General features: G+C 61.0%; 16 protein-coding genes. 12 read left to right on the plus strand and 4 right to left on the minus strand.

Annotated elements, in window-relative coordinates; genetic code table 11:
* Positions 1–165: 165 nt before the first annotated feature.
* The 3 genes from NAP1_RS05660 to tpiA form a co-directional block, all read right to left on the minus strand.
* On the minus strand, positions 166–1,803 hold the full coding sequence (locus NAP1_RS05660) for a CTP synthase (RefSeq protein ID WP_007164281.1): 1,638 nt from the start codon (positions 1,801–1,803) through the stop codon (positions 166–168).
* A 105-nt stretch (positions 1,804–1,908) separates the two neighbouring features.
* Positions 1,909–2,331, minus strand: a complete 423-nt coding sequence (gene secG / locus NAP1_RS05665; RefSeq protein ID WP_007164282.1) for a preprotein translocase subunit SecG — start codon at positions 2,329–2,331, stop codon at positions 1,909–1,911.
* A gap of 115 nt (positions 2,332–2,446) precedes the next feature.
* Entirely contained in the window at positions 2,447–3,211 is a 765-nt protein-coding gene (gene tpiA, locus NAP1_RS05670; RefSeq protein WP_040464282.1) for a triose-phosphate isomerase, read from the minus strand.
* Between the two features lie 291 nt (positions 3,212–3,502).
* Between tpiA and NAP1_RS05675 the strand changes: the two genes are divergently transcribed.
* From NAP1_RS05675 to lexA, 10 genes are all read left to right on the plus strand, one after another.
* Entirely contained in the window at positions 3,503–5,440 is a 1,938-nt protein-coding gene (locus tag NAP1_RS05675; RefSeq protein ID WP_007164284.1) for a SurA N-terminal domain-containing protein, read from the plus strand.
* Positions 5,441–5,490: 50 nt separating this feature from the next.
* Positions 5,491–7,008 (plus strand): anthranilate synthase component I, encoded by a 1,518-nt coding sequence (trpE, locus tag NAP1_RS05680; RefSeq protein ID WP_040464758.1) that lies wholly within the window; start codon positions 5,491–5,493, stop codon positions 7,006–7,008.
* Positions 7,005–7,844 carry a phosphodiester glycosidase family protein gene (locus NAP1_RS05685; protein ID WP_007164286.1) on the plus strand — a complete coding sequence of 280 codons (840 nt, stop codon included), beginning with the start codon at positions 7,005–7,007 and terminating at the stop codon, positions 7,842–7,844. The genes trpE and NAP1_RS05685 overlap by 4 nt, the downstream gene beginning before the upstream one ends.
* Positions 7,837–8,814, plus strand: a complete 978-nt coding sequence (pip, locus tag NAP1_RS05690; protein ID WP_199796964.1) for a prolyl aminopeptidase — start codon at positions 7,837–7,839, stop codon at positions 8,812–8,814. The genes NAP1_RS05685 and pip overlap by 8 nt, the downstream gene beginning before the upstream one ends.
* Positions 8,811–9,413 carry an aminodeoxychorismate/anthranilate synthase component II gene (locus NAP1_RS05695; protein WP_007164288.1) on the plus strand — a complete coding sequence of 201 codons (603 nt, stop codon included), beginning with the start codon at positions 8,811–8,813 and terminating at the stop codon, positions 9,411–9,413. The genes pip and NAP1_RS05695 overlap by 4 nt, the downstream gene beginning before the upstream one ends.
* The gene (gene trpD / locus NAP1_RS05700) at positions 9,410–10,402 is read left to right on the plus strand and encodes an anthranilate phosphoribosyltransferase (protein WP_007164289.1); all 993 of its coding nucleotides are present in this window, start codon (positions 9,410–9,412) and stop codon (positions 10,400–10,402) included. Before NAP1_RS05695 ends, trpD begins: the two co-directional genes overlap by 4 nt.
* A 5-nt stretch (positions 10,403–10,407) precedes the next feature.
* A complete protein-coding gene (gene trpC, locus NAP1_RS05705; RefSeq protein ID WP_007164290.1) occupies positions 10,408–11,196 on the plus strand; it encodes an indole-3-glycerol phosphate synthase TrpC in 789 nt (262 codons plus the stop codon).
* Positions 11,197–11,364: 168 nt separating this feature from the next.
* A complete protein-coding gene (gene moaC / locus NAP1_RS05710) occupies positions 11,365–11,841 on the plus strand; it encodes a cyclic pyranopterin monophosphate synthase MoaC (protein ID WP_007164291.1) in 477 nt (158 codons plus the stop codon).
* Positions 11,838–13,016, plus strand: coding sequence for a gephyrin-like molybdotransferase Glp (glp, locus tag NAP1_RS05715; protein WP_007164292.1), 1,179 nt, complete (start codon positions 11,838–11,840; stop codon positions 13,014–13,016). The genes moaC and glp overlap by 4 nt, the downstream gene beginning before the upstream one ends.
* 214 nt (positions 13,017–13,230) lie before the next feature.
* Positions 13,231–13,935 carry a transcriptional repressor LexA gene (gene lexA, locus NAP1_RS05720; RefSeq protein WP_007164293.1) on the plus strand — a complete coding sequence of 235 codons (705 nt, stop codon included), beginning with the start codon at positions 13,231–13,233 and terminating at the stop codon, positions 13,933–13,935.
* A gap of 23 nt (positions 13,936–13,958) precedes the next feature.
* Here the strand turns inward: lexA and NAP1_RS05725 are convergent, their stop codons facing one another.
* Complete coding sequence (locus NAP1_RS05725) at positions 13,959–16,244, minus strand: ComEC/Rec2 family competence protein (protein WP_007164294.1); 2,286 nt, start codon at positions 16,242–16,244, stop codon at positions 13,959–13,961.
* Between the two features lie 36 nt (positions 16,245–16,280).
* On the opposite strand from NAP1_RS05725, the gene gltX reads away from it, so the two are divergent.
* Both gltX and NAP1_RS05735 read left to right on the plus strand, forming a co-directional pair.
* Positions 16,281–17,684 carry a glutamate--tRNA ligase gene (gltX, locus tag NAP1_RS05730; protein ID WP_007164295.1) on the plus strand — a complete coding sequence of 468 codons (1,404 nt, stop codon included), beginning with the start codon at positions 16,281–16,283 and terminating at the stop codon, positions 17,682–17,684.
* A gap of 45 nt (positions 17,685–17,729) precedes the next feature.
* Complete coding sequence (locus NAP1_RS05735; RefSeq protein WP_007164296.1) at positions 17,730–19,016, plus strand: citrate synthase; 1,287 nt, start codon at positions 17,730–17,732, stop codon at positions 19,014–19,016.
* The last annotated feature ends 1 nt before the right edge of the window (position 19,017 follow it).

The following is a 19,017-nucleotide window of genomic DNA, read 5'->3' on the forward strand; positions in this document are numbered from 1 at the left end:
CTTGTACGAACGCGACAGATACCGGTCCATTAATGGTCATTTCGGGACAATTACCCTAAAAATCGGCTTAAAAAGCAGCAGACTTCCGCCATCGAGCGAATGTCGGACGATTCTGGAACCCGGCGGGATTCTGAGACAAAATAACATGTCTCGAGGTTCGATACGTCAGACCAACCGCGATTGCTCGAGCGCTGCAGCAATGAAGCCTGCGAAGAGCGGATGGGGGTCGAACGGCTTCGATTTCAGTTCAGGATGAAACTGAACTCCGACAAACCAGGGGTGGTCTGGACGCTCGACGATTTCAGGGAGCAGCCCGTCGGGTGACATCCCTGCAAACACCAGACCCTGCTTTTCCAGCGGCTCGATGTAAGCGCTGTTGACCTCGTAGCGGTGACGATGCCGTTCAGAGATTTCTTCGGCACCGCCATAGATCGACGAGGTGTGGCTGTTGCCCGCAAGCTTGGCCTCGTAAGCGCCAAGCCGCATCGTACCACCAAGGTCACCGCCTTCTTCGCGCTGCTGGAGGCCTTCTTCGCTCATCCATTCGCTGATGATGCCGACAACGGGTTCTTTCGTCTCGCCAAACTCGGTCGATGACGCATTCTCGAAACCGGCGGCACGCGCACCCTCGATGCAGGCCATCTGCATCCCCAGACAAATGCCAAAGAACGGAACTTTACGCTGGCGCGCGAACCTCACGCTCGAGATTTTTCCCTCGCTGCCGCGCTCGCCAAAGCCGCCAGGCACAAGGATGCCGTGCATCGGCTCGAGCGCAGAAACAATCTCCGCCTCGTCTTCGCCTTCGAAGATTTCAGCATCGATCCACTTGATGTTGACCTTCACACGGTTGGCTAAGCCACCATGGACGAGCGCTTCGTTGAGGCTCTTATAGGCATCGGGGAGGCCGACATATTTGCCAACCACGCCAATCGTGACCTCGCCTTCAGGATTGAAGTAGCGGTCGGTCACGTCGTTCCAGCGCGCAAGGTCAGGCGCAGGCGCGTCCGTGATACCGAAGCCGCGCAGAACCTCTGCGTCGAGTCCTTCCTCATGATATTGCAGCGGGACCGAGTAGATCGAAGGCGCATCGAGCGCGGGGATCACGGCTTCCTTGCGCACGTTACAGAAGTTCGCGATCTTCTGACGCTCGCCATCGGGGATTGGATGCTCTGCGCGGCACAGCAGTACGTCCGGCTTGATGCCAAGCGATGCCAGTTCGCGCACCGAGTGCTGGGTTGGCTTCGTCTTCAGCTCGCCGGCCGCCGCGATATACGGCACGAGCGTCACGTGGACGCTCAAGGTCTGGAACGGCTCAAGCTCGTTTCGGATCTGGCGGATCGCTTCCATGAATGGCAGCGATTCAATATCGCCGACCGTCCCGCCAATCTCGCACAGGATAAAATCGTGATCGTCCTGATCCGCGAGAGCGAATTCCTTGATCGCGTCGGTCACGTGCGGGATCACCTGCACGGTCGCACCGAGATAGTCGCCGCGACGTTCCTTGGCGATGATGTCGCGATAGACACGCCCGCTCGTGATGTTGTCGCTCTGCCGCGCAGACACGCCGGTAAAGCGTTCATAGTGGCCAAGGTCGAGATCGGTTTCTGCCCCGTCGTCAGTGACATAGACCTCACCGTGCTGATACGGGCTCATCGTGCCCGGATCGACGTTGAGATAGGGGTCGAACTTACGAATGCGGACCTTGTAGCCGCGCGCTTGGAGGAGGGCAGCAAGCGATGCTGCCATGAGACCTTTGCCAAGCGAGGAGACCACGCCGCCGGTGATAAAAATGTACCGCGCCATGGGAGTTGGGCCTTAATCGTGATGAGGGATTCGAGGCAAGCGAATTGATCGGGTGAAGCCCGTCCAATCCACAAAGCTGTGAGAAAAATTCGAAAGTGAGCGCGCTTATTCGGCGAGCGGATCGTCGTTTGCAGGCTCTGTGTTTGCCGGGTTTTCGCCGAGCAAATCTTCAAGATCGGCCGGGTCCGACGCCGCGCCATCTGGCGAAACGCCTGCGGGCGCGCCCTCGCCCAGCAGATCGGCAGCGCTCGGAGCGTTCACATCGCGCTCGAGATCCGTACTGACGTCGCCCATGCTCGATTCGCTTACTGCCAGGGCAGCCAGGAAGATCGAAAGCGCGACAAAAGCGATAGCCAGCCAGCGGGTCGATTTGGTCAGGAAGTCAGCGGCACCGCGCGCACCGAGGGCACCGGAAGGATTGCCGCCAATACCCAGGCCGCCGCCTTCTGAACGCTGCATAAGGACAACGCCCACAAGCGCAGCAGCCACGATGGCCTGAATGACAGTGAAGATGATAAAGAGCGACATGATCCCGGCTGTGTTCTTCTATGTGAAATCGTAACGGATGAATGCGTTTGCACCGCGCATTTAGGGATGCGCGCGCGTCTCGGCAAGTGCGGCGCGAATGCTCGCCTTCGCAGCCTTACCCTTCGTCGGCTTCGCCTGCAGCCAGAGCGATCCCCATGAAGCTGTCGGCAGCAAGGCTTGCCCCGCCAACCAATGCTCCGCCGACTTCGGCAGTGGAGAGAATTTCGCCAGCATTTTCAGGCTTCACCGAGCCGCCGTACAAGATGCGGACTTCCGCGCCCGCTTCTTCGCCGTACATCTTCACCAACAAGGCACGAATCTCAGCGTGCATCTCTGCGATATCTTCGACCGTTGCGGTCTTCCCGGTTCCGATCGCCCAGATCGGCTCATATGCGACGGTGAGCTTCTCGGCGACGTCTTCGATGGTTTTGGGAAGCGAGGCTTTTAGCTGCTTACTCACAAAGGCTACCGCTTTGCCCGCATCGCGGGTCTCTTCGCTCTCACCGCAGCACAAGATGATGCGAAGGCCGGCAGCAAGCGCCGATTCGGCCTTTGCCCGCACGACCGCGTCTTTCTCGCCGTGGTTTTGGCGACGCTCGGAGTGGCCAAGGATCACGAACTTCGCGCCGGCATCGGCAACCATCGCTGCGGAGATGTCGCCGGTATGGGCGCCGCCCTCTTCGTGATGACAATCCTGTGCGCCCACAGCGATCTGCTCCGCCTCCCGGTGGATTGGGTGGATCAGCGTGTAAGGCGGCGCAAGCGCCACTTCGACCTTCATATGACGCTGAGCCGCGCGGTCGATCGCGCGCGCTTCGGAGAGCATGGCGCGGGTGCCGTGCATCTTCCAGTTTCCAACGATGTATGGCCGCTGGGACATCAAGTAATCCTGTCTATCGTGAAGCTTGAATTCGAATCTTGGTTGACCCGATTTAGGGTCAGGGGGTTGGGTCGGCTAGCGGAGGTGCAAGATTTAGTCAAAAGCTCCGCCAACCTGTTGCCGGGAGGTCGCAGGACCGATAAAGCGCTGAACTTCCCGGTCGAGGTTTGGGTTAGCGCACGCCAGCCCCTTCCCCGCACCGAAACACAATTGCATTATCCACCGCCAGAAGGGCAAGTATCGCGCGCAATTCTGCCAACGCGATCATAGATAACCGGAAGCCACCAAGAAATGATTTCGCTGTTCCGCAACTTCTTCCAGTCGAAAATTGGTCTGCCGATCTTCATTGGATTTCTCGTTCTGGTTGCCCTCGCCTTCGCGGCGTCGGACATCTCGGGATCAGCGACTTTTGGTGGTCTGACCGGTGACGACAAGGTCGCAGTTGTGGGCGGCGAACCGATCACCAGCAACGAGATGAGCGGCGCAATGAACAACGCGCTTGACCGCGCTCGCGATCAGAACCCGACGATTACGATGCCGCAATTGGTCGCAAATGATGGCCTTAATCGCGAACTTGAACTGCTTATCGACCGCTTTGCAATTGGACAGTTTGCGCAGGAATACGGCCTTCGCGCTGGCGAAAACCTCGTGAACAGCGAGATCCTGCAGATTGGTGCATTCCGCAATGTCACCGGTGAGTTTGATCAGGCCACATATCAGGCGGCGCTTCGCCGTCAGGGGATTACCGATGCGATCCTTCGCAAGGACATCGCGGACGGCCTCCTTGCCCAGCAACTCCTGCGCCCGGCCTTTGCTGCGCCGCAATTGCCGCGCGCAGCCGCTCGTCAGTATGCCGCGCTGGTGCTGGAGCGTCGTCAGGGGCGCATCGGCTTGGTTCCGAGCAGTGAATATGCACCCGATGGCGATCCCACGGATGAGCAACTCAACACATTTTACAGTGAGAACCGCGCAAACTTCATTCTGCCTGAGCGCCGCACGATCCGCTTCGCACGGTTCGGGGCTGACAGCGTTCAAACCGTAGCAGAGCCGACCGATGCCCAGATCGCGGCCCGTTACGAGGCAGACGCTGCACAGTACGCAGCGCAGGAACGACGCGCGATCAGCACTTTCGTCGTGCCAACCGAAGCGGCAGCACAAGCCCTAGTAGAGCGCATTCGTGCCGGTCTCAGCCTTGAAGCTGCGGCGCAGCAGGCAGGGTTCAACGTGTCGTCGGGCGAGCTCCTCGACCGCGAAAGCATGTCATCCTCAACCAGTTTTGCGCTTGCAGAGGCAGTCTTTGCCGAAAGCGAAGGCGATGTCATCACCCCTCAGCGGTCTCAGCTGGGCTGGTACGTCGCGCGGGTAGACGATGTGGAAAACACGCCAGCTCGCTCGCTTGCAGATGTTCGAGGCGAGATCGCTGCGCAAATCCGCAGAGAAGCGGTCGCTGCGCAGCTGATTGACCTCAGCTCTCAGATCGAAGAACTGGTCGACACCGGCACGTCGCTGATGGATGCTGCGACCCAGTTCGGTCTTGAAGTCACTGCCGTTCCGGGTGTTTTGGCTGACGGGCGCATCTTTGGAACGCCTGGGCAGACCCTCAATCAAGCGGTCCGTCCGGTACTCGAGACTGCTTTCCAGATGGACGAAGGCGAGCCGCAACTTGCAGAACTCGTGGCTGGCGAACAGTTCCTGATCTTCGACGTCTCGGACATCACAGAAAGCGCCGCACCACCGATCGCCGAAGTGCGCGAGGAAGTGACTGCCGCGTGGCGCCGCAACGAGGGCAACCGCATCGCGCAACAGGCAGCCAACCGCATTCTTGAAGACGTGCGTAGCGGAACTCCGCTGGCCGAGGCGATGCGTGCGGAAAATCCGTCTCTGACCCAGGTCGAACGGATCGACCTTGAACGCCGCGAGCTGCTGGCAAATCCAAACCAGCGCGTGCCCACGGCATTGATCCTAATGTTCTCGATGGCGCAGGGATCGACCAAGATTCTTGAAGAAGAAAATGACCTTGGCTGGTTCCTTGTTGACCTTGACGAGATCGTTGTTCCCGAAGTCGCTAACGACAATCCGATCCTTGATCAGACACAGAACTCGCTCGCGCAGGCTCTGGCCGGCGAGTACAACGCGCAGTTCGCTGCCGCAGTGCGCGAGGAAGTGGGCGTGGAACGCAACGAAGAAGCGGTCGAAGCGCTGCGTCGTCAGCTTGCTGGCGAAATCTGAGCAGGGACACACGCGAAAACACCGTGAACGCATCCCCCGCATCCCTTCCGATCGGGCTCGAAAACGCTGCCGGAGCCGCCAAGGCTCTCGAAAGCGGCGCGCCTGCGCTCGTGTGGCGCAAGGTCGTTGCCGACAGCGACACGCCGGTTGGAGCAGCGCGGCGACTGATCGTGCCCGGTCGCGGCGACTTCCTGCTGGAATCGGTCGAAGGTGGTGAGGTTCGCGGGCGCTATTCACTCCTCGGCCTCGATCCCGATCTCGTTTTCCGTGCCAGCGCTAGCGAGGCGGCGATCAACCGTGCATGGAAATCCGACCGCGACGCGTTTGAGCCTTGTTCGGGCAACGCTCTGAGCGAACTTCGCGCGCTGGCCGATGCATGCCGCGTTGATGTGCCCGAGGGCGCCGAGAACCCGCTTCCCCCTGCCCTTGCCTGCCTCGTTGGCTATTTCGGCTACGAGACGATCGGGCTTGTCGAAACGCTTCCGCGTGCGCCGCAAAGCGAGTTGGCACTGCCAGACATGCTGTTCGTGCGCCCGACTGTCATTCTCGTGTTCGACGGGTTGAGCGATGCGCTCTTTTGCGTCGCGCCGATCTGGGAAGCCGATGATGCCCGCGCCGCTATCGAAGCGGCAGGCGAGCGGATCGACGAAACCCTGCGTGCCCTCGTCCAGCCTCGTCCCGAAGCGCCACGTGCGGCCGCTGACACGCTCGAGCCTGAACTCACGCCTGTGATGGACGGGGAGGACTACAAGGCGCTCGCCCTGCGCGCGAAAGAGTACATCCTTGCCGGCGACATCTTCCAGGTCGTGCTGGCCCAGCGATTTACCTGTCCGTTCGAATTGCCGCCGCTGGAACTTTACCGCAGCCTGCGCCGGGTAAACCCGTCGCCCTTCCTCTATTTCCTCGACCTGCCAGGTTTCGCCATCGTCGGTTCGAGCCCTGAGATACTCGTCCGCGTCCGAGACGGAGAAGTCACGATCCGCCCCATCGCCGGGACACGCCCACGCGGCGAAACCCCCGCGCTCGACCGCGAGAACGAGACGAGCCTGCTCGCCGATCCTAAGGAGCGCGCGGAGCATCTCATGCTGCTCGACCTTGGACGGAACGATGTTGGCCGGGTGGCAGCGCGCGGGACCGTCGAAGTCACAGACAGCTTCACCATCGAACGCTACAGCCATGTCATGCACATCGTCAGCAATGTCGTAGGCCGCCTCGCGAGCGACAAGGACGCGCTCGACGCGCTTTTCGCAGGCTTCCCAGCAGGCACAGTCTCGGGAGCACCGAAAGTGCGCGCCTGCGAGATCATTGCCGAACTCGAACCAGAAACGCGAGGGGCCTATGCGGGCGGGGTCGGCTATTTCGCGCCGGACGGGTCGGTGGATTCGTGCATCGTCCTGCGCACCGCTGTCGTGAAAGACGGAACCATGCACGTGCAGGCGGGCGCTGGCATCGTCGCGGACAGCGATCCCGACTACGAACTGGCAGAATGCCGTGCCAAGGCGGGCGCGCTAATAGCGGCGGCAAAGGAGGCCGTGCGCGTCGCCAGCGAGCCGGGGTTCGGACAATGAGGCGCGCAGCAATCATCGTCGCCGCCCTCGCCCTCTCGGCATGCGAACAACAACCCGCTGGCGAGCCGGTCGTGCGAGCGGAGTTGAGCGAAGCGGTCGCGGGCGAAGAACTCGCCGTGCTTGAGGAAATCGTGCCCGATGCGGGCGGCGTTCCCGATGCGAACTCTGCTTGTGTGCCGGTGACGTTTGAGGAAACCTCCCTCACCCACTGCATCGCCGATCCGGCGACCCACCGCATCCGCACGAGCCTCGCCCCATCAAGCGGCGATGACTTCGGCACGATCCGCGCATGGGCCGCTGGCCGCAACGAAAGCGCGATTGCCTTTGTGATGAATGCCGGGATGTACGGCGACGACCTGCGCCCTCTCGGCTACTTCGTCGAGGACGGTGAGCGCCTTGCCGAGCTCGACAGAGGCGACGGCAGCGGTAACTTCTACATGAAGCCCAATGGCGTGTTTTTTGGCACGGGCGGCAACTGGAATATCATCGAAACAGGCGTCTTCCTGCGCACCATCGGCACGCGCCCCGCATTCGGCACCCAATCAGGCCCGATGCTGGTCGTGAATGGCGAGTTGCACCCGGACTTCCAGGAAAACGGCCCATCGCGCGCCATTCGCAATGGCGTGGGCATTGACGAAGAAGGCCGCGCTCACTTCGTGATTTCGAACGAGGCAATCAGCTTCGGACGCTTCGCCCGCTTCTTCCGAGACGAATTGCAGACCCCCAACGCGCTGTTCCTCGACGGCAACATTTCCTCGCTCTGGAACCCGGCGTCCGGGCGCATGGACGACCGCCGCGTAGGACCGCTTTTGGTGGTGGAGAAAATTGATGAGTAACTCGAACATGCTCGACTACACCCGCACGCTCTATCCCGAGATCGAGCCCTACGAGACCGGGATGCTCGACGTGGGCGAAGGCCATCAGCTCTATTACGAGCGCGTTGGCACTCCGGGCACGAAACCTGCTGTGTTCCTCCACGGCGGTCCCGGCGGCGGGATGGCACCATCGCATCGGCGGCAGTGGGACCCGCAAGCCTACGACGTGCTGCTGTTTGACCAGCGCGGCTGCGGCAAATCGTTGCCCTTCGCGGAGATCGAGAACAACGACACCTGGCGCATCGTCGCGGACGTGGAGCGTCTGCGCGAAATGTGCGGGCATGAGAAATGGCAAGTCTTTGGCGGCAGCTGGGGCGCTACTCTCGCGCTGGCTTATGCGCAGAAACATCCTGAGCGCACCTCCGAGATCGTCCTGCGCGGCGTATTTCTCGCCCGCCAGAAGGAAAAGGCGTGGCTCTATGAGTACGGAGCGAGCGAAATCATGTCCGAGCAGTGGGACCAGTTCACCGGTCTCATTCCCGAAGATGAGCGTGGCAACCTCGTCAAAGCCTATCACGACCGCCTGACCAGCGATGACGAGGCCACGCGCCTCGCCGCCGCCAAGGAATGGTCGCTGTGGGAGGGCACGGTCGCAACGCTTCTGCCCAATGACGAATTGCTCGCCGATTTCGAGGACCCCGCAAGGGCTGTCCCCTTCGCCCGCATCTGCGCGCGCTTCTTCCTCAATGATTTCTACCTCGAGGAAGCCCAGTTGCTATGCGACGTAGACGCGATCCGCGATATCCCCACGATCATCGTGCAGGGCCGCCACGACATCTGCACCCCGCCCACCAGCGCGTGGGAGCTCAAAAAGGCGATGCCCGAGGCCGAGCTCTGGATGGTTCACGACGCTGGCCACTCGGCCGGTGAACCTGGCATCATTGACGGACTGGTCCGCGCAACCGACAAGCTGGCGGGCAAAACGCCATGAGCCAGATACTAGTCATCGACAATTACGACAGCTTCACCTTCAACCTTGTCCATTACCTGATGGAGCTGGGCGCGGTTGTGCGGGTGGAGCGTAATGACGCAATCAGCGCGAGCGAGGCTTTGGCGACCAATGCGAGCGGTTTCCTGATCTCGCCCGGCCCATGCACGCCCAACGAGGCCGGGATCAGTCTCGACCTTGTCGCGGCCTGCGCAGATGCCGAGAAGCCGCTGCTCGGCGTTTGTCTTGGCCATCAGGCTATCGGGCAGCATTTCGGCGGGACCGTCACACGCGGCGGGTTGATGCATGGCAAGACCTCGCTGGTAACGCATGACGGAACGGGTGTTTTCGAAGGCCTGCCCTCGCCCTTCACCGCGACGCGCTATCACTCGCTCATCGTCGAGAACATTCCCGATGCGCTCGAGGTCAACGCGAACTCCGATGATGGATATGTCCAGGGCTTCCGCCACAATGACTTGCCGATCCACGGCGTGCAGTTCCACCCCGAAAGCATCGCCACCGAGCACGGTCACGACCTGCTCGCAAACTTCCTGCGCCTATGCGGGATAGAGACGCCAAAGAACGAGGACATGCCCGCATGAAGACGCTCCCCCTCGCCGTCCCTCACATGAGCGAAACCGAGGCCGAGGAGGTGTTCGGCTGGATCCTCGATGGTGAAGCGACCGACGAGGAAATTGCCCGGTTCCTGCTCGCCATGACCGAGCGCAGCGAAACGGCGGACGAAATCGCGGGGGCCGCGCGTGCCCTTCGCGCTCGCCTAATCCCGATCGACGCGCCCGAAGATGCAGTCGATTGCTGCGGCACGGGCGGCGATGGGCATCACACGCTGAATGTCTCAACTGCCGTGAGCCTCGTGGTCGCAGCATGCGGCGTACCGGTGGCCAAGCATGGCAATCGCGCAGCCTCGTCCAAATCGGGTGCGGCGGATACGCTCGAAGCGCTCGGCCTCGACATGGATGCTGCCGGACGCACGGCTGAGAAGACTCTGGCTGAACTTGGCATCTGCTTCCTCTTTGCCAAGAATCACCACCCAGCGATGGGCAGGATCCAGCCCATTCGCTTGCAGATCGGCAAGCGCACGATCTTCAATCTGATGGGCCCGCTTTCGAACCCGGCAGGCGTGAAGCGGCAACTGATCGGCATCGCGCGCCCCGGCTATGTGCCGATCTATGCCGAGGCAAAGGCCAAGCTTGGCACGACACGCACCTTCATCGTCTCAGGCGACGAAGGGCTCGACGAGCTTAGCCTCGCAGGCGGAAACGAGCTTGCGGACGTCACCGGAAACGACTTCGAAATGCGCCGTGTGGATGCCTCTACCGTGAACCTTTCGCATGCTCCGGTCGAAGCGATCCGCGGAGGCGATGCGCAGCACAATGCGAAGGCGCTCAAGGCACTGCTTGAAGGCACGCCCGGTCCATATCGCGACGCGGTTGTACTGAACGCTGCGGCGACGTTGGTAGTCTCAGGCAAGGTCGATGAATGGGCCGATGGTGCCGCAATGGCAGCCGAGGCACTCGATAGCGGTGCAGCGGCGAAGCTGCTTGCCGACTGGATCGAGATGGCGGCCTGACGCGCATGAACAAGCTCGAAGAAATCTGTGCCGCCAAGCGCGAAGTCGTCGCCGCCCGCAAAAGCGCGGTGCCGATGAGTCAGCTCGAACAGGCCGCCGCAATCCAGACTGCGCCGCGCGGGTTTGAGGCGGCATTGCGCACCCGGGCCAAAACCGGCTTTGCGCTGATCGCAGAAATCAAGAAAGCGAGCCCCTCCAAGGGCCTGATCCGCGAGGATTTTCAGCCCGCACTGCACGCTGCCGACTATGAAGCAGGCGGCGCGGCATGCCTCTCGGTCCTGACCGATGCGCCATACTTCCAGGGGCACGAGGACTACCTCATCGCTGCCCGTGCGGCATGCAAGCTGCCGGTTCTGCGCAAGGACTTCATGGTCGATCCGTGGCAATGCCTTGAGGCGCGCGCGATCGGAGCCGATGCGATCCTCATCATCGTCGCGGCGCTAGACAATGCGCAGATGGCCGAAATCGAAGCTGCAGCGTCCGAGCACAAGATGGATGTGCTCATTGAGGTTCACGACGAGGAGGAGCTTGAGCGAGCAGCAACGACCCTCGAAAGCCGCCTTCTCGGAGTAAACAACCGCGATCTGAAGACCTTCACGACCTCGCTCGAAGTGACAGAACGCCTTGCACCGCTGGCGCCGAAGGGGTCGCTGCTGGTCGGTGAAAGCGGGATCAACAGCCATGCCGACCTCGAACGCTTGGCAGAAAGCGGCGTCCGCACGTTCCTCGTCGGCGAAAGCCTGATGCGGGCTGACGACGTTGCCGCGGCGACGCGGTCGCTCCTCGAAGGCTGAGCGCGCTCTGTCCTACATGCCGCCGTCGTGGCATCAGGTGGGAATGAGCAGCGCAGCACGTATCCTTAGTGATCGAGACAGGCGATCAAAAGGCGCTTTCGTGATCGGTCCACTATTTGCCTCTGGACCGTGTAACATGCGGTCCACTTCTCAGCTAAGGCACTGAACATGAACGGTTTGACGCATCTCGATTCGCAAGGCTCCGCGCACATGGTGGATGTGGGTGGAAAGCCCGAAACGCAGCGTGTCGCAATCGCCTCGGGACGGATCACGATGTCGTCCGAGGCGCTGGAAGCGATACGCCTGGGCGATGCGCCCAAAGGCGACGTCCTCGGCACGGCCCGCATCGCAGGGATCATGGCAGCGAAACGCACTGGCGAGTTGATCCCGCTGTGTCATCCGCTCGGACTTGAAGCGGTGAATGTCGACTTCGCACTCGAAGACGACTCTATCCTCGCCACCGCTACCGCATCGCTTACGGGCAAGACCGGGGTCGAGATGGAAGCGATGGTCGCTGTCTCTACCGCGCTTCTCACCATCTACGACATGGCGAAGGCCATCGATAAGGGGATGGTGATCGGCGAGGTGCGCCTTACCGAAAAACGCGGCGGCAAGTCAGGCGACTGGAAAGCGCCTGCTGCGTGAGCGGATTGCTCGACCTTTCCGATGCGCAAGAACGGCTACTCGCGCTTGCGCCGCAGTTGGGCGAGGAAACTGTCGCGATCGAGGAGGCAATTGGGCGGGTCCTCGCACATGACCTGAGAGCAAACCGAACCCAGCCCCCTGCGGACCTGTCGGCAATGGACGGCTATGCGCTGTGCGGCGCTGGTCCGTGGACACTTGTGGGAGAAAGCCGCGCCGGTGCCCCGTTTGAAGGCAAGCTTGCGCCAAGCGAAGCCGTGCGCATCTCGACCGGCGCGCACATGCCAGATGGCGCAGAAAGCGTGCTCATTCAGGAGAACGCGAGCGTAGCTGACGCAACGATTAGCGCTGATCAGCCCCCGACCGCCGGCAAGCATGTGCGCAAACGAGGCTTCGACTTCTCCTCGGGCGATATCGTGCTTGAAGGCGGAACCCGGCTTGGACCTGCACAGCTTGCACTCGCCATCGCGGCGGGACATGCGAAACTCACTGTCCGCAAACGGCCGAGAGTGGCAGTGCTGGATAGCGGCGACGAACTGAGCCTAAACCCGGAAAACTGCGGCCCGAGCCAGATCCCGGCATCGAATGGAGCGATGATCGCTGCCATGCTGAATCCGCTGGTTGGTCGGTGCGAGCGGATTGGCCCGGTGGGCGATGACATGGACGCGCTCGCGGCTGCTCTCGCCGAGGCTGAGGACTGCGATATCCTGATCACATCCGGCGGGGCCTCGGTCGGCGATCATGACCTTGTGCAATCCGCTCTGCGCGAATGGGGCGCGGACATCGCCTTCTGGAAAGTCGCAATTCGCCCAGGAAAGCCGCTCATGGTCGCAAAGCGCGGCGCGCAAGTGGTTCTCGGTTTGCCGGGAAATCCGGTCTCGAGCTTTGTGACCGCGTTCCTGTTCGCTCTCCCGCTGGTGCGCGCTGCGATGGGGATGCGCGCACTTATTCCGGGTATGCAAACAGCGATGGCAGCCGAGGCAATGCCCGCAACCGGCGGACGCCGCGAATTCGTGAGAGGTGTCTTCGATGGTCAGCGCGTGCGCCGTGCAGCATCGCAAGATTCCAGCGCCATCCGCTCACTCGCCGCAGCCAATTGCCTGATCGAACGCCCTGCCGGATCGAGTGAAGTCGCACCGGGCGACAAGCTTCGCATCTACAACCTCGAAAATGGCTGAAATGCTTGGCTTTGTGGATTTAGCCCGCTTGACTTGAAATCCGAAGTTGCCTACTTGTTCCACATTCGTTCACCATATTGGTGCGCGGTTAGTGCTCTGTATCGCACCTGTTCCGTTTTAGCGGGCGGTGCCTCTGAGGGTGCGCGAGTTTGGCATTGCGTTTGGACCGGTCCTGGCCCGGGCGCTCATAATGCGGCTTTTACGGAGCTTGCCAATGTTGACGGCAAAACAGCATGAACTGATCCGCTTCATCCAGCAGCGGCTCGAAGAAACCGGTATTTCGCCCAGCTTTGAGGAAATGAAAGAGGCGCTCGACTTGAAGAGCAAGTCAGGCGTCCACCGCCTGATTTCGGCTCTTGAAGAACGCGGCTTCATCCGCCGCCTGCCCAACAGGGCGCGCGCGCTTGAGGTCATCAAGGTTCCCGAAGACGCGGTCACCTCACCGCGTTCGCAGGCTGCTCCTGCGGCACTGGCAGCCAATGAGGCGGTGGCCTCAGCCTCCAGCGTTATGGCAAGGGCGCCAGAGCCAGCTAACGACGTCATCGAAATCCCGCTACACGGCCGAATTGCGGCCGGTGCCCCGATTGAGGCGCTTGAAGGCCAGAATTCCCTGCCTGTTCCCGCTGCGCTGCTTGGCCCGGGCGAGCATTATGCTCTCGAGGTATCGGGAGATTCGATGATCGAAGCCGGTATCTTTGACGGGGACTTCGCACTCGTCCGCCGGACAAATACAGCGCGCGATGGCGAAATCGTCGTGGCGCTTGTCCGCGGAGAGGAAGCAACGCTGAAGTATCTGCACAAGGAAGGCGCAATGGTCCGGCTCGACCCGGCCAATGCGACCTATGATGCGCAGGTCTACGGCCCTGATGAAGTCGAAGTACAGGGCAAGCTTGCAGGCTTGCTTCGTCGCTATCACTGATTGATCGGTCGGCGGGGGAATGCCTAATCGCCTTCCCCTCGCCACCAGCCATGTCCGCCCTGGCTTTCAGCCACGCTAACGATTTGCTGGTCCTTGAGGTTGAGTGCCAATCCACCGCTTTGCAGAAGCAGGCTGCGATCTGCTTTGAGCCAACGCGGCTTGCAAGACCTCGGCAGGAATCGGTCGGCAACTACAATATCGGCTCGCTCACAGGCAGCGGCTAGAGCGCGTTCCTCGATCAGATCACGGTTGCGCGCAAGTAGGAGCGACCATTCGCGATCCCCACGCTCGAGGTTGATCGTGCAGAACTCGGTCGAACAGCGAGCGCCTTCCCAATCGGCGAGCGGGATGGGTTCGCTCTGAACGCTTGCGAGTTCCAGCAAGTTGTCACGCGAGTAGGACGAGCGGCTGTCCCTGAGCGAGAGCAGACTTCGGCTTCCATCCTCGTTCTCGATCGTGATACCGACGTGCCTTCCTTCCCGGCCGATGAGAACGTCAGGTATCGGGGTTGCCATGAGCAGTGTCGTAGCGAGCGCCGCAGGCACGAACCCGAGCAGCCTTGCCTTACCGCTCCATAGCGCGAGCCAAAGGCCTCCTCCTACGAAAAGAGCAATGGTCGCACCGCTCATCTGAGGCATCAGCTTCACCGCTCCGGGCTGCGATGCGGTGATGTGAGCGATCGAAAGAAGCAGGTTGAGAGAGCGCTCGACGAGCCACCAGAACGGTGCGCCCAGCCCTACCAGATCGAATGCCAACGCAAACGCAATCAGCGGCATCGAAATGAACGTGACCAGCGGAATGGCCAGCACGTTGGCAAACGCGCCGTAGACACCAGCACGGTGGAAGTGGAACAGCACGATAGGCATCAGCGCTATCTCGATGACGAGACCCGTGAAGAACAACATCAAGACCCGCCTTCCCGCGCGGCTCGACCAGCTCTCTTCTCGCGGCGCGAGAAATGCTTTCACCGGACTTGACGAATGCAACGCGACAATGGCGAGCACCGCCGCAAAGCTCATCTGAAAACTCGGCCCGATGACGCTCTCCGGCCAAAGCAGCAATACAAACACAGCAGCAGCTGCGACCATCCTAAGCGAGAGAGCCTCGCGGCCCAGAGCAAGGGCAATCAGCACCAGCATCGCCGCTGCGCAGCTTCGAACGGTGGGGACCTGCGCGCCTGTCAGCAAGGTGTATGCGATGCCAGCAAGCGCTCCGAAAGCGGCAGCTGCAACTGGTAGCCTCACTCTAAGGGCGATCGCCGGAAACAACGCCAGAAGCTTCAGTGCAATGAAATAAGCAGCGGCGATCACCGCGCTCACGTGCAGGCCGCTGATCGCGAGCAAATGCGTGAGCCCTGCATCGCGCATCGCGTCTTCATCCTTCTCGGCGATTGCACCACGGTCGCCGCTCGCAAAGGCCGCCGCGATGGTGCCGGCCGACCCGTCAACCCGGTCGCGAACGTGCGCCGACAAGGCACGTTGCATCGCGGCGATGCCGCTTGTCTGCGGCGCAGGCTCAACAATCTCGATATCGCCCAACACGCTGCCAGTACCGCTCAACCCCTTAAACCATGCGGCGCGCGCAAAGTCGTATGCTCCGGGCAGCATAGGGCTTGCCGGAGGCATGAGACGCACACGCATGCGAACAACCGCGCCTTCGGACAGCGTTCCCGTAGCCTGACCGTCGCTTGCACGTGCCGCCACGTCGAGCGGTACATTGACCCTTATCTTGCGGCCCTGCCCATTGGCCGCGTCACGAACAGCCAGTGTCAGGCGAATGCGGTCGTTAGAGGGTTGGTCGTCCCGTTCGAGGACATATCCCTGCACCCGCTCAATCATAGGGCGTTCGATTGGCTGTGCACCGACCATTTCAGAGCGCAGCCAGATGACGCTGACCCCGGCGGCAAACACCAATCCGCAAGCAATTACTGCGGTTCGAACATGATCGCGCTCAGGCCGGCCTCTCCATGCAGCGACAGCGGACAGGACCACAAATAGGGAAAGCGCGATGGCGCCAATCCATTGCCACTCGTTCCGCAAGGCGAACCAACTCAGGATCCCTGATACAAATACAACCGCCAGCCACGGCGCGCGGTCAAAGCCAGCGCCGGCTAAAAAGGCTTCGACCTTGGTCGCAACCGCGCTCGCAGCGCTGGACAATCCGCCGCCCCTTTGCCACAGGCGCGCAGCGGCCTCTCGAGGCCTGGACGGACCGGCTCGCGCAGCTTCGGCGCTGCTGTCGGGCTCGCCCGCAATCGGAATGATCGGCGTATTGGCCAAGGGCCCATTTCCCCCCTCGGGTTCGGCCATACTCAATGCGCCTGAATGAATAGGAATATCAAGCCCATGGCAAGTCCAGTTGTCACCCGCTTTGCACCTTCGCCGACCGGCTTCCTCCATATCGGTGGAGCTCGGACGGCGCTCTTCAACTGGCTTTATGCCCGCCACCACGACGGCAAGGCGCTTTTGCGGATTGAGGACACGGACAAGAAGCGTTCCACGCAGGGAGCGATCGACGCGATCCTGGACGGACTGGATTGGCTAGGACTTGATTACGACGAGGAGCCCACGTTCCAGTCACAGCGCGCAGAACGCCACGCCGAGGTTGCTCACAAGCTGCTGGAGGCAGGCCATGCCTACAAATGTTTTGCGACGCCTGAAGAACTTGAAGCCATGCGCGCAGAGCAGCGCGCAAACAAACAACCCATGCGGTATGATGGACGCTGGCGCGACCGCGACCCTTCGGAGGCTCCCGAAGGCGCTTCTTACGCGGTCCGCCTCAAGACCCCTCTCGAGGGCGAAGCCACCATTGAAGACCAGGTCCAGGGCAAAGTCTCGGTGCGCAACGAGGAGCTTGATGACTACATCATCCTTCGCGCCGACGGGACCCCGACCTACATGCTCGCCGTAGTGGTGGACGATCATGACATGGGCGTCACTCACGTAATTCGAGGCGACGATCACCTCAACAACGCCTTTCGCCAGTTGCCGATCTATCGCGCAATGGATGCAATCGAAGGGGGTTGGCCCGATCCGATCTACGCGCATGTCCCTTTGATCCACGGGTCCGACGGGGCGAAGCTGTCGAAGCGTCACGGCGCTCTGGGGGCAGAGACCTATCGCGACGAATTCGGCATCCTGCCCGAAGCGCTGTTCAACTACTTGCTGCGTCTTGGCTGGGGTCACGGTGACCGTGAGGAGATCACCCGCGAAGAGGCGATCGAGCTGTTCGACTTGTCTGGCGTTGGTAAGAGTCCGTCGCGCTTCGACATGAAGAAGCTCGAAAACCTGAATGGACATTACATCCGCGAGGCTGACAACGCGCGTCTCGCTGAGTTGGTCGCAGCCAAGATCGGCGAAGGTGCGGATGCGGCGATTCTCACCGAAGCCATGCCCGTACTGAAAACGCGCGCGAAGAATGTCGACGAACTCGCTGAAGGCGCTGGATTTTTGTTCGCAAAGCGACCCTTGGAAATGACGGAAAAAGCCGCCAAGCTGCTCGATGACGAGGGTCGCGCTCGACTTGCACTGGTTTCAACGGCTCTTGCAAAGGAAAATAGCTGGACAATCGAGGCACTCGAAGCCACTACCAAATCGCTTGCGGAGCAACAGGGATTGGGGCTTGGCAAGCTGGCGCAGCCAATGCGCGCCGCACTGACCGGGACGACCACGTCGCCCGGTATTTTCGATGTTCTGGTCCTGTTGGGACGGGAAGAATCCCTGGCACGGATCGACGCGCAGGCTTCTTGAAGTCTGGGCGACCACGCTGAATAGAAATACGGCAGGAGACTTAACTTGGCAGACAAGCAGGCGAAACTCGAACTAGGCGGGCAAACTTACGAGTTTCCCGTGCTCGAAGGCAGCACCGGCCCTGATGTGGTCGATATTCGGAAGCTGTATGGTTCAACCGGCGCCTTCACCTTTGACCCCGGCTACAAGTCGACTGCAAGCTGCGAAAGCGCGCTGACATATATCGACGGCCAGGAAGGTGTCCTTCTTCACCGCGGCTATCCGATCGGCCAGCTGGCCGAGCATTCGAGTTTCATGGAAACCGCGTATCTGCTTCTTAATGGCGAACTGCCGAGCCAGCAGGAGTACGAGGACTTCAATTACACGATCACGCGGCACACCATGCTGCACGATCAGTTGAACACGTTCTATCAGGGCTTCCGCCGTGACGCGCACCCGATGGCAATCATGTGCGGCGTTGTTGGTGCTCTGTCGGCCTTCTATCACGACAGCACCGATATCTCGGACCCCGAGCACCGCAAGATCAGTTCGCACCGATTGATTGCGAAGATGCCAACCATCGCAGCGATGGCTTACAAATACTCGGTCGGTCAGCCATTCATGCAGCCCAAGAACGACCTGAGCTACACGGGCAACTTTCTGCGCATGACCTTCGGCGTTCCGGCTGAAGAATACGAAGTCATTCCGGCGGTAGAAAAGGCGATGGACCGGATCTTCATCCTCCACGCCGACCACGAACAGAACGCATCGACCTCGACCGTTCGCCTCGCCGGCTCGTCGGGCGCAAACCCGTTTGCCTGTATCGCAGCTGGCATTGCCTGCCTCTGGGGCCCGGCTCACGGCGGCGCAAACGAAGCGGCTCTCAACATGCTGCGCGAGATTGGCACGCCTGACCGCATCCCGCACTACATCGAGCGCGCCAAGGACAAGAACGACCCGTTCCGTCTGATGGGCTTTGGCCACCGCGTCTACAAGAACTACGACCCGCGTGCGACGGTCATGCAGTCGACGGTGCGCGAGGTGTTCGAGGCGCTCAACGTCAAGGATCCGGTGTTCGAAACCGCGCTCCAGCTCGAAGAGATCGCTCTCAACGATCCGTATTTCAAAGAAAAGAAGCTGTTCCCGAACGTAGATTTCTACTCAGGCATTATCCTGTCGGCGATCGGCTTCCCGACCACGATGTTCACCGCTCTGTTTGCCCTTGCCCGCACGGTGGGCTGGGTCGCGCAGTGGAACGAGATGATCTCCGACCCAGCACAGGTCATCGGACGTCCTCGCCAGCTTTACACCGGTCCAGTTGAGCGCGACTACGTGCCGCTGAGCGAACGCTAAG

It is taken from the genome of Erythrobacter sp. NAP1 (assembly GCF_000152865.1).
GTDB lineage: Bacteria > Pseudomonadota > Alphaproteobacteria > Sphingomonadales > Sphingomonadaceae > Erythrobacter.